Annotated in this window: 8 protein-coding genes and 1 pseudogene; 4 read left to right on the top strand and 5 right to left on the bottom strand. The window is 70.8% G+C overall.

Annotation, left to right across the window (positions count from 1 at the left end; genetic code table 11):
- Positions 1-579, bottom strand: a pseudogene (locus AE652_RS08170) (hypothetical protein); the annotation flags it as partial.
- 448 nt (positions 580-1027) lie between these two features.
- Between AE652_RS08170 and AE652_RS08165 the strand changes: the two are divergent.
- Both AE652_RS08165 and AE652_RS08160 read left to right on the top strand, forming a co-directional pair.
- The gene (locus AE652_RS08165; protein WP_049650522.1) at positions 1028-3100 is read left to right on the top strand and encodes an MFS transporter; all 2073 of its coding nucleotides are present in this window, start codon (positions 1028-1030) and stop codon (positions 3098-3100) included.
- A gap of 54 nt (positions 3101-3154) precedes the next feature.
- Positions 3155-3634, top strand: a complete 480-nt coding sequence (locus AE652_RS08160) for a CYTH domain-containing protein (protein WP_049650521.1) — start codon at positions 3155-3157, stop codon at positions 3632-3634.
- Positions 3635-3648: 14 nt separating this feature from the next.
- On the opposite strand, the gene AE652_RS08155 is transcribed toward AE652_RS08160, so the two are convergent.
- Positions 3649-4140, bottom strand: coding sequence for a MarR family winged helix-turn-helix transcriptional regulator (locus AE652_RS08155; protein ID WP_107086393.1), 492 nt, complete (start codon positions 4138-4140; stop codon positions 3649-3651).
- Between the two features lie 47 nt (positions 4141-4187).
- On the opposite strand from AE652_RS08155, the gene AE652_RS08150 reads away from it, so the two are divergent.
- Entirely contained in the window at positions 4188-4598 is a 411-nt protein-coding gene (locus AE652_RS08150) for a cupin domain-containing protein (RefSeq protein ID WP_049650520.1), read from the top strand.
- A 73-nt stretch (positions 4599-4671) separates the two neighbouring features.
- Here the strand turns inward: AE652_RS08150 and AE652_RS47305 are convergent, their stop codons facing one another.
- Positions 4672-4848, bottom strand: coding sequence for a hypothetical protein (locus AE652_RS47305; protein ID WP_199823059.1), 177 nt, complete (start codon positions 4846-4848; stop codon positions 4672-4674).
- A gap of 176 nt (positions 4849-5024) precedes the next feature.
- Between AE652_RS47305 and AE652_RS08145 the strand changes: the two genes are divergently transcribed.
- The gene (locus AE652_RS08145; protein WP_049650519.1) at positions 5025-5348 is read left to right on the top strand and encodes an antibiotic biosynthesis monooxygenase; all 324 of its coding nucleotides are present in this window, start codon (positions 5025-5027) and stop codon (positions 5346-5348) included.
- 70 nt (positions 5349-5418) lie between these two features.
- On the opposite strand, the gene AE652_RS08140 is transcribed toward AE652_RS08145, so the two are convergent.
- The gene (locus AE652_RS08140) at positions 5419-6015 is read right to left on the bottom strand and encodes a hypothetical protein (RefSeq protein WP_049650518.1); all 597 of its coding nucleotides are present in this window, start codon (positions 6013-6015) and stop codon (positions 5419-5421) included.
- A gap of 343 nt (positions 6016-6358) precedes the next feature.
- On the bottom strand, positions 6359-11413 hold the full coding sequence (locus AE652_RS08130; RefSeq protein WP_049650516.1) for a caspase family protein: 5055 nt from the start codon (positions 11411-11413) through the stop codon (positions 6359-6361).
- Positions 11414-11489: the final 76 nt, after the last annotated feature.

Below are 11489 nucleotides of genomic sequence, written 5' to 3'. Positions count from 1 at the left end.
CGGGGCCCGCGCGACGTCCGGGCCCTGCCCGGCGCCGGGTGCCTGCCCGAAGGCGAAGAGGCCGATCTCGTTCCCGCCCGGCCCGGCGGGCGGGACCGGCGGCAGCACGGTGGTGGCGTACGCGTCCCCGTGGCCGCCGGGGTGGGCCTCGGGGTAGGCGCCGGGGTAGCCGTCGGCGGCGGGGCCGAACGGGTCCTGCCCGGGGCCGGCCGGGGCCTGTCCCGACCCGAAGGGGGCCTGCGCCGACCCGAAGGGGTCCTGTCCCGGGGCGACGGGCGGCAGCACCGTGGTGGCGTACGCGTCCGCGTCCGGTCCGAGCGGGGGAGCGGCCGGCTGCCCGGGGGCGGGCTGCCCCGGGGGGACCGGCGGCAGCACCGTGGTCGCGAACGGGTCCACCACCGGCGCGTTCGGGTGGCTCTCGTCGGCCACCTGGTCGGCGGTCTGCGGAACGTACGGGCGGACCAGCGGCGGGCCCTCGACGTGCGGCAGGACGGCGGTCTCGGTGAGGCTCGGGTCCGGGACGCAGCCGCACCCGGTGGAGCGTGCGGTGCCGCACGTCGGGCAGTGCTGGTCCGGCATCGGCCGGTCCTCCTCGGTTTCGCGTCGACTTCGCGGTCGGTCGTCGGTCAGTCGTCGTTCGTTCGTTCAGTCGGTCGATCGTCCGGTGCGCGTTCGGCGCGTGTTCCCGGCGGATCCGGGCGCACGATCGGGCCTGATTATGCAGGACCGTCCGAAGGGGGGACAGGGGCGTCCGTCCCCCGGCGGGGGTGTTGTGCCGGTTGGTGCGGGTTGGCTCCTCCGAGAACGCCCGGAGCGCGGCGGTTGTCCCCGGCGCTTACGCTCGGCTCAACCCGGTGGAACATACCGGGACGAAACCGACCAGCGCGGTGAGCTGGGAGTGATCATCCGCACGGCCCGGCCGACGGGCCCGGGACCCCATGGAGACGCCATGCCCACGGAGACGCCGTGATGCCCGGGGAGACGCTGTGACGCCCCGCGCGGACGCCGTGACGCCCGCGGGGACCCGATGACGGAGCCGCGCACCGCGTCCGGCCGGAGCCCGGCGGGCGAGCCCGGCCCGCCGGCGGTCACCGTCCCCAACCTCTGGGTGCCGATCGGCGCCCTGCTGCTGGCGATGCTGCTCGCGGCCCTCGACCAGACCATCGTCTCCACCGCGCTGCCGACCATCGTCAGCGACCTCGGCGGCCTCGACCACCTCTCCTGGGTGGTCACCGCCTACCTGCTGGCCTCCACCGCCGCGACCCCGCTGTGGGGCAAGCTCGGCGACATGTACGGCCGGAAGCGCTTCTTCCAGGCCTCCATCGTGATCTTCCTGCTCGGCTCGGTGCTGTGCGGGATCGCCCAGAACATGGGCGAGCTGATCGCCTTCCGCGCCCTCCAGGGCCTGGGCGGCGGCGGGCTGATGGTGCTCTCCCAGGCGATCGTCGGCGACCTCGTCGCGCCCCGGGACCGCGGCCGCTACCAGGGCCTCTTCGGCGCCGTCTTCGGCGTCACCAGCGTGCTCGGTCCGCTGCTCGGCGGGGTGTTCGTCGACCACCTCAGCTGGCGCTGGGTGTTCTACATCAACCTGCCGATCGGCATCGTCGCCCTGGTGGTGATCGCCGCGGTGCTGCACGGGATGGAGGTCCGGCGCGAGCACCGGATCGACTACCTGGGCACCGTCCTGATCGCCGCCGTCGCCACCTGCCTGGTGCTGATGACCTCGCTCGGCGGGACCACCTGGGCCTGGACGTCCTGGCAGGTCGTCGGCCTCGGCGTGCTCGGGCTGGTGCTGCTGCTCGCCTTCGTCCAGGTCGAGCGGACGGCCGTGGAGCCGGTGCTGCCGCTGCGGCTGTTCCGCTCGCGGACGTTCAGCCTGGTCGCGGTGATCTCCTTCGTGGTCGGCTTCGCGATGTTCGGCGCGCTGACCTACCTGCCGACCTTCCTCCAGGTGGTCCAGCAGGTCTCGCCCACCATGTCCGGCATCCACATGCTGCCGATGGTGCTCGGCATGCTGCTCACCTCGATCGGCTCCGGCCAGATCGTCGCCCGTACCGGCCACTACCGGATCTTCCCGATCGCCGGGACGGCCGTGACGACCATCGGGCTGCTGCTGCTCTCCCGGCTGGACGAGCACAGCAGCACCGCCGAGATGAGCTTCTACTTCCTGGTCTTCGGCCTCGGGCTGGGACTGGTGATGCAGGTGCTGGTGCTGATCGTGCAGAACTCGGTCGGCTACGAGGACCTCGGCGTGGCCACCGCGGGCGCCACCTTCTTCCGCTCCATCGGGGCCTCCTTCGGCGTCTCCATCTTCGGGACGGTCTTCGCGAGCGGACTGCGCAGCCGGCTCGCCGACGCCCTGGCGGGGGTGCCGCTGCCGCCCGGCTTCCGACCGGAGGTCATCACCTCCGACCCGCGCGTCATCCCCCGGCTGCCGGCCGCCGTCCAGCCGGGCGTCTACCACGCGTACGCCGAGTCGATCACCCGCGTGTTCCTGTACGCGGTGCCGGTCGCGGTGGTCGCCTTCGTGCTGTCGCTGTTCCTGCGCGAACAGAAGCTGCGCTCCACCGTCACCGCTCCGGACCTCAGCGAGTCCATCGGGGTCAACCCGGTCGAGCGGACCTCGCTGGACGAGATCGCCCGCGCCCTGTCGGTGCTGAACAGCCGCGAGGCCCGGCGCGACCTCTTCCGGCGGATCACCGAGACCGCCGGGCTGGACCTGCGGCCCGCCTCCAGCTGGCTGCTCCTCCAGATGCACCAGCACGGCTCGGTCGAGCCGGCCGAACTGGCCGAGCGGCGGATCGTCCCGGTCTCGGTGATCGAGGAGGCCGTCCGGGAGGTGGAGGGCCGGGGGCTCGCGGCGAGGGCCGGCGGGCTGCCGCTGCGGCTCACCGAACCGGGGGAGGAGGCGGCGCTGCGGCTGGTCGCCGCCCGGCGCACCCAGCTCGCCGAACTGCTGGGGGACTGGGACGAGCAGCGGTACGCCGAGCTCGCCGGGGTCCTGAACCGGCTCAGCTCCTCGCTCTGCGCGGACCGGCGCGACCGTCCGGACCCGTCGGGGCCGCAGGGGCCGTACCGTGGGGAGGGACGGTCGTTCTGACCGTCCGTTCGTCCGTCGGCCCGTGGGGCGTGACCGGGGAAGGGGTGGTGCGGCGTGCCGCTCGAGATCGAGCGCAAGTTCCTGCTGGAGGCCTTCGAGCCGCCGGAGACGGCGGTGCGGCAGCACATCGAGCAGGGGTACATCGCGATCAAGGACGACGGGACGGAGGTGCGGCTGCGGCGGATCGGCGGCAGCTGCGTCCTCGGCGTCAAGCGCAAGGCGTCCGGGGCCGGTTCCCCGGTGCGGATCGAGGTGGAACGCGAGCTGGGGGAACAGGAGTTCACCGAACTCTGGCCGGCCACCGAGGGCGCGCGGCTGGTCAAGGAGCGCTACACCTTCGACGCGTCCGGCGTCACGGTCTACGCGGACGTCTACCAGGGGGAGTTGGCCGGACTGCGCACCGTCGAGGTCGAGTTCGGCTCGGAGGCCGAGGCGGCGGCGTTCTCGGCGCCGGAGTGGTTCGGCGCCGAGATCACCGGCGTGAAGGCGTACAAGAACCAGACCCTGGCGACCGGCGGTCTGCCCAACTCCTGAGACCGGTAACGGGGTTACGGTGCCCCGAACCAGCGCGGGGTGTCGAGGCGGAACGGGTCGCCGGGGGCGAGCAGGCGCAGGCCGTCCTCCAGTTGGCGCAGCTGCTCCTCGCCCAGGGCCGCCGACCATTCCTCGCGCAGCTCGTCGAAGATCCGGGCCGAGCGGAGCAGGCAGTCCACCCCGCGTGCGGTGAGCCGGACCAGCTTGCGCCGGGTGTCGGCCGGGTCGGCGGCCCGCTCGACGTAGCCGAGCTGCTCCAGGCCGTCGATGGTCTTGCCCGCGGCCTGCTTGGTGACGCCGAGGCGGCGGCCGAGCTCGGTGGCGGTGGTGCCGTGCGGTCCGATCGCCTGGAAGACGAAGCCGTGCATCGGGCGCAGGTCGGGGTGGCCTTCGCGGGCGATGCGCTCGTGCAGCTCGTCGATGATCGTCCGGAAGGCCAGCAGCAGGCGCAGCGGCAGCTCGAAGCCGGGCGGGGACGGTTCACTTGACACGATAGACAACCTCATTGACCATATAGACAACTTCATTGTCCATCTTAGGGGGTTCCCTCGCCATGCCCGTCATCCGCCGGACCGACGCCCGCCGCACCGAGACCCCGAACGCCGTCATGACCACCTACGCCTCGCCCACCCAGGGCGCCACCTCCCTCGCCGTCTGGCACGTCGACATGACCGCCGGCGCCCGGGGCCCGCTGCACGCCATGGACACCGAGCAGGTCTGGACACTCCTCACCGGCACCGCCCGGATCGACCTGGCGGGGGAGACCTTCACCCTCGCCGCCGGAGACACCGCCGCCCTCCCCGCCGACACCCTCCGGCAGATCGCCACCGACACCGGCTTCACCGCCGTCGTCGCCTCCCCGTCCCCCGCCCACGCCTACAACCCCGACGCCGTCACCCCGCCCGACGCCTGCGCCCTCGCCCCGCGCGACGACCAGCGCGTCCTCCCGCCGTGGATCGCCTGAGCCCGATGCCGACGGGGGTGGGGACGGGGACGGCCGAGGACTCGCCCCGGCCGTCCCCGCTCGACAGCCGCCGCTACCGCTGGCCCTCGATGTCGTCCTGCACGTCGTCCAGGTTCTGCTGACCCTGCTGCTGGGCCTGCGAGGCCTTCTGCTGGGCCTCGTCCTGTTGCGGTTGCCCGCTTCCGATGCGCTGCTTGGCCTCTTCCTCGGCCTGCTGGGCCTTGTCCCGGAACTTGTCGCCGATACCCATGACCGTTCCCCTGTCCCTCGGGTTCTGGGCTCTACCTCCAGGCTTCCACCCGGGCCCGGTCCCTGCACGTCGACGCCCCACTACCCGCCGTGACCGCCGGTGCCTCCGAACGGTCCGGCCGTGAGGTGTAGCAGACTGCTCCCCGTAAGCAGTCACCGGAGCAGAAGGAGTGCGCCATGTCCGTCGTCAAGATCAACGTCCTGACGGTGCCGACCGAGCAGCGCGAGGTGCTGGAGCAGCGCTTCGCCTCCCGGGCCGGCGCGGTGGAGAACTCGGACGGCTTCGAGTGGTTCGAGCTCCTCCGCCCCGTCGAGGGCACCGACCAGTACCTCGTCTACACCCGCTGGCGCAGCGAGGAGGACTTCAAGGCCTGGATGGAGGGCCCCATGAAGGCCGCCCACCAGAACGGCCCCGCCGGCGAGGCCCCCAAGCGCCCCGCCGCCTCCGGCTCCACCCTCTGGTCCTTCGAGGTCGTCCAGTCCGCGGGCCCCAAGGCCTGAGCCGGGGCCCATCGCGAACCGTCCGCCTGAAAGCGCGTTTCCGGGCGGACGGTTCCCGGTCCTGCGGCGCTCAGCACGATGCGACGGGATGCATGCCCAGCAGGCTCCCCATAGGCACGGTCGCGCTACCTGACGTTGTCGTCGGGCGGATCAGGAGCTGGCGCTGATCTGCCGACACCAACTCGCCGCACATCTCGCCGGAGGGGGTGGTGACCCTGACGAGGTTCGCGGGTTTGGTCTGGGTGGCGGTCCACGTGACGGCGACAGCGGCCACGATCAGCATGAGGCCGAGCACGCAGCAGGCCGACGCCCGAGCCAGCGCTGTCGTCACCCGGGATGCTTCCCGTTCGGTCCATCGGCGGAGTGCCTGCCCACCGAGCAGGATCTCTTCTTCCGGGGCACCGTGGGCTGCTCGCATCGCGAGGAGGGAGCCGGTGACGAGCAATGCGAAGGCTCCGACCAGCAGTCCGGTGGCCGTCAGCCGTGCCCATTCCGGCAGATCGGCCAGGTTGTCCCGCCCCTTCAGGAGGGCGAGTACGGTGAGCAGGGCCGTCAGTCCTGTCAGCCCGGTTCGCCAGCCTTCGGCCTGGCGGCGGAGCTCGGGTAGCCGGGTGAACTCGAGTTCCCGGGCCAGTTCGGCCCAGCGGCGGTCGGATCTGGCACTCACGCTCGGAGCCTCCAGCTCGCACCGCACCCGAGGAAGAGGGAGTCCGGGGGGAGCTCGGGGTGTGCGTGCCCGCACTCGCAGAAGTGCACTTCCCCGACCAGCGGTTCGGGTTCGACCGCCGCACTCCTTCGCCCGATGAGCAGGTCGACGAGTCCCTTCCCTCCGATCCCCGGAATCCCTCGCCGGATCTCCGTCTCGGTCCGACCGTGGCAGCGTGGACAGGCACCACTCACCATGACCCCGCGCCCGTCGGGGGTGGGGCGTTGGTCGAAGTCCGTGCGGTCGAGGGGGCCGAGGTCCTCCTCGGCGTAGGGCTTGTCGAACGCGTGTGGTGGTTGCTGCGTCAAATCCGATCCTCCGGTGGGATATCCAGCGTGAAGAGTTCTGCGTAGTTCGTGAGTCGTGCCCGGACCCAGGCGACTGTTTCCCCGACCCCCGCGGCCGCGAAGGCAAGTCGTTCCGGCGTCACCTCGCCCGACACCATGGGCGGCATGCCGTCGAGACCTTCGGAGAGGATCGCCAGATCCTGCCAGATCGGTACGACGTCGGGAATGCCGGTCGTCGGCCAGGCCGCCGCGGGTTCCAGCGGGAGGTACGGCATGATGCGCTGCCAGGTGCGGGGGAGCGGCTCGCCGAGTCGGCCGGCGATGCCGACGAGGTCGAGCGGGCTGATCGGGTCGTCCGGTCCGGACGCCCGGCACGTGGGGTCGAGTGCGTACGCGTCGGTCTCCTCCGGTACGTCCTCAGGCAGTTCGGCGAGGGCTTCGGCGGTGAGCTCGGGAATGTCCGCTCCGATGGACCGGAGCGGAGCCAGCAGTCCGAAAGCGGCGCGGGCGCCCACGTTCTTCGCGCGGGCGTAGCGGATGAGAGCCGACGGGGTGAGGCGGGTCCAGCGGGGAGTCTCGAACCATTCCTCGTAGTCCTCGTCGCCGCCGAGGTCGATCAGTGCGTGGATCTCGTCCCAGGACGGTCGGAAGTTCTTCAGCTCGGCGCTCAACTCGGGGGCCGTGAGCTCCGATCCGAGGCCCAGGCGGCGGGACTCCTTGGCAGCGGTCTTCCACAGGAACGAGAGCTTCTGCTGGAGCTGTTGGCTGCCGGTGAACAGCACCTCCGAACTGGGCAGCACGGGGTAGTCCGCCCCGTCGAAGGACGGGTCGCGGCCGGAGAACGCATACTTGCTCGGCAGCGGGAGATCGTTCCAGGCGCGCAGAAGCCGGCCTCCGTCCGGGATGTCCACCCCGGCACCGCGCAAGTCTTCCAATGCGTCGGCGAGTTCCGACCACTCAAGCCGGGGGGCGGCGAACGCGAGATCGCGGAGGGAGAAGCCTTGTTCCAGCCGGAACCCCTCCTCGTGCAGTCGGGCGACGAGCGTTCCGGTCTCCTCTTCCGGAATGTGACCGCGGCCGGCCGATCCGTTCGAATACCGCCGCTGGTAGGTCAGTTGCAGTCGATCGGCCTCGCGCGCGAGGAGCTTCTCCGCCTTGCGCAGCGAGATGCCCCACTCCGCGGCCAGATCGAATGTGGCGGCCCAGGGGAGCGCGGAGCCGCCGTCGGGGGATCGGACGGTGTAGTGCTGGAGCACCGGTGCCAGTTCGTCGGGAGTGGCCGCCCATTGGGCGACGAGGGTGGGGTCGGGAGCCGGTCGTCCGAGCCCGGAGAACCGGGACGCCCTCCGACACGCTTCGGTGGGGCTGATCCCCAGCGTCGCCGCGATGAGGGGGATGTCCCACGCATGGGCCACCAGCCGCCAGGATTGCGTCCCTTGGAGTATGTAGAGCAGCCTGAGGTCGTCCTTGTCACCTATGTGGTCGCGGTGGTGATCGGGCGCCTCGCCGAGCGGGGCGAGGAGGAACGGGGCGTAGCGTGCGCAGGTGTCGGCCAGCTCGCCGAGCGTCCGGCCGCTGGTCATCGAGGCACGGACGATGCCACTGAGATCCGACGGGGCATGGCGGTAGCCGATTCCGGGATGGTCCTGGAGAAGCCGATCCCGGCTTGCCCGGAACCTCGGATCATCGGGAGGCAACAGCGCCTCCATGATCACGGAATCGAGGTAGGTCGGCTTCCAGGCCAGGTCGCCCTCACGTACGGCCGGTCCGGCGAACGAAGCGTGTGAGATCCGCAGTCCGCGGGCGGCGCGGAGTACTTCCGCCGGTGTGCTTCCCTGGGACCGGGCGAGCGAGACCACGTTGCGCCAGTCCCTGGTATCCGTCGTGGCCACCGCGGACCAACCGGGCTCGGGGACCGGATGCCCCTCGGGCGAGAGCGGCCCGTGGGACCCGCCGGAGCGACCTGTGCGCAGCACAGTCGAGCGCCACGGCCGGATGGCGTGCTGGATGTCCCGCTTGCTGTAGTTGTTGCGGTGTTTGTCGTTCAGCCACTGGTCAAGGCTGAACCAGCCGACCTCGTTCAGGCGGACCTTGTTCCGGTACCCGTTCCTGGCCTGCACCTGGACGCCGCGGTCGTGCCACTCCTGCCACAGCGTTCGGGCTGCCCGGAGCTTGCGGTCTTCCAGGTTGTGCATCCAGGCGAGGTCCAACTCGGGCCAGGTCGCGAGGGTTTGGGCGCCCAGCCGCCACTGTTCCGCCTCCCAGGCGCGGTCATAGCGTTCGAGCTTCTTGCGGTTGACGCTCAGTTCGCCTGCGTGGGGGCCGGTCAGGTTGAGGACGTAGCCAAAGGGGCGCACATTGGTGGCGATGCCGTCACAGAGGACCGCTCCTTCGCCCTTGACCCACCAGAGCGTTCCCGGAACGGCTTCGACAGCCGTCTCGGACTCGACAGCCCGTTGGCCTGAACCCAGTTGGAGGGCACCCGGCAGCCACACCTGGTCGAGGTCGTCCCCGTTCCATGCCTCCAGCCGGAACTCACTGACAAGAACCAGCGGCCGGAGGACGTCCGCGCAGGCCGAGCCGGGCAGGGCGTACTCGTTGCGGAGATAGAGCCGAACCCGGGTGCCGCCCTCAGGAAGGCTGTCGCCGTGTTCGGCCTTCTCCTCCTGCACACGGAACAGGCTGCCGCTGCTCGGCACCTCCACCCGCAGAGCGGTGGCGGCGGGACGGCCGTCCTCGTCGACCGGACGCGTAGTGATCGTCATCTCGTCGGCCAGCATGAAGTAGCTGAAGACGCCAATGCCGAACCGGCTGTTGGGGTAGAGCCGGAGCGAACGGTCGTGTCGCAGCCAGGCTGCCTGTTCCCGCCGAAAGGCGCGGGCCTGCTCGAAGCGGCGGCCGGCGCGGGTGAACGTGTTGGTGAGCTGGTCGACCGTCATCCCAACGCCGTTGTCGACACACTCGACGTAGCGGCCCCGGGCGTCCGTGCCCGTCCCGATCCGGATGGCACCGGACCACGGCGTGGGCGTGCGGCCCAGTCCGGTGAGGTACCGCAGGCGCATCTCGCGGTAGCGGCAGGCGTCCATGGCGTTCTGGTACATCTCGCGCACGGCAAGGCCCCGCTCACCATCGTAGAGCTTTTCGCCCATCAGCAAGCGGCGCACCTCGGTCTGGGCGAGCGAGAACTGCAGTAGCGGGACGTCGTAGGCGCGCTGTCCTGGTGAGCCGGCCGGTCGCAGGTTGCGGTCCGTTGCACGGGCCGGAAGCCCCGTGAGCAGCAGGGCGTCGCGTGCGGCCATCATGCGGGCCTTGTCTCGGAGCATTTGGCTCAGTTCGTCGACATCCTCCACGATGGTGCTGAGCGCGGCGTGCAGCGCCGGGTGCGGGCACATGACGTCGAGGTGCAGGTCCTGAGGCTCGTTCCCGTGGTCCTCGGTGTCCCAGACCGCCTCCCGTAGTACTCCGATCACCTCCTGCGGTCGCACCCGGTCGGAGACGGCCAGATGTTCGGCCAGGACCTCGGGCAGGGTACGGGCGTCGAAGGCCATGAGCGCAGCCAGTCGCAGGAGTGCGGCCAGCGGGCGCAGCCGGAGCTCCTGGGGTCGCTCAGGAAGGGCGTGCCGGCTCGGGAGCGGCGCAGACTGGTCGAACGGCAGGCCGAGCGTGGGGCCGGCGGCAATCAGCTGAAGGGCTGAGGACAGCTCGCGGACGCGGTCGGTGCGGCCGGCGGACGCCGCCTCGTCGGCCGCCATCAGCCGGGCGGCGAACCTGTCGGCCCGCTCCACCGGCACCGGCTGGTCGTCGGTCTCGAACCGGTCGGCGATCCAGCGGTGCGTCAGCCAGAGGGCGACCGCGTGCTTCTCCGCTGGCGGATCGGTGTACCACAGGTAGGTCTGGGAGAGCACCTCGGCGATCTGCGGATAGTGCTTGACGATCTGTTCGTAGTGTGACCGGAGTGAGTCTCCGTCCTTCTCTGGACGGACGAAGTAGGGACCGACCTCATAGGCCTGGCTGAGCCGGTCGGCCCAGGCCGCCTCGTGGAGGAAGACCCCGGCGATCAGTGCGGTGACCTCAAGCGCGGACAGCTCGGTTTTCTCGCCGAGAAGCTGCGGTATCCGCAGACGAAGAAGCCGGACCGGGAAGTCGTCGTCGGCCCAGGGGTCGGGCAGCCGGGTCTGTGCTCGGTGGACGTCACGTGCCGTCTCGGCGGCAAGGGCAGTCAGCTGTTCCTGGAAACGGGGTACCAGGCATTGGTCCGAGGCCGGGATCCGGGACCAGAGTTCGGGCGCGTGGACGACCTCGCGCCAGGAATCGAGCAGTCGCCGGCCCGGGGCGACGACCGTCCCCCGGGTCTCCTCCTCCAGGTCCCTGCCGTAGTGGATCCGGACCTCCTGCGGGTCGGCACGGTGGTGCAGTGCCAATTGGCGGGTGCGCAGGGAGGCCGTCCGGTAGACCTGCTCCACCGTGGAAGCCTCGGTCAATGGCCCGAAGGCCTCGGCGAGCGCGCGGGTGAAGAAGCTACCGGCGTCGGTGTAGCCGCAGCGCTGCCCGGGCTTGCAACCGGTCATGACGGCGAAGCCGCCGCGGGCCGGGCCCCTGGTGATGCCGCTGCCGAAGACCACCGGGCCGCTGTCCTCGGGTGAACGACAGGCATCGATCAGCCACAGGACGGTTCCGGCGGTACAGCCGGACAGGTACTTGCTGACGTCCGCGTCGATCAGGGATTCGGTGATGTGCGGTTGCTTCCAGGCTGCCGGATCGCCATCGGCGGGGGCCAGGGCATCGGTGGGCAACAGGTAGTCGGTGTCGTGGATCCGGATGCCGTGTCCGGAGAAGTACAGCAGCAGGGTGCTGCCGGCCGGGGCGTCCTGTGCGATCCGGGTGATGCGGTCGGCGATCTCGTTGCGGGTTGGGTCCCGCAGCGTCTCGACGTCGTAGCCGGCGTCAGTGAGAGCTGCGCCCAATTCGTGCAGGTCCGCGGTGACCGCGTTTTGCAGCGGGGGGAAGCGATGCGCCGCGGCCGGGGTTTCACCCACCCCGATCAGCAATGCCCTGCGCGTTCCTTCGTCCACGGATCTGCCCTCCTTTGAGCGCGCCCATGATCCCATCACACTCGGGGGGCTCGAACAGGGGACGTGGCGGGTCAGG

This window comes from Kitasatospora sp. MY 5-36 (assembly GCF_001182915.1).
GTDB lineage: Bacteria > Actinomycetota > Actinomycetes > Streptomycetales > Streptomycetaceae > Kitasatospora.
This window is presented reverse-complemented; position numbering and strand designations above follow the sequence as displayed.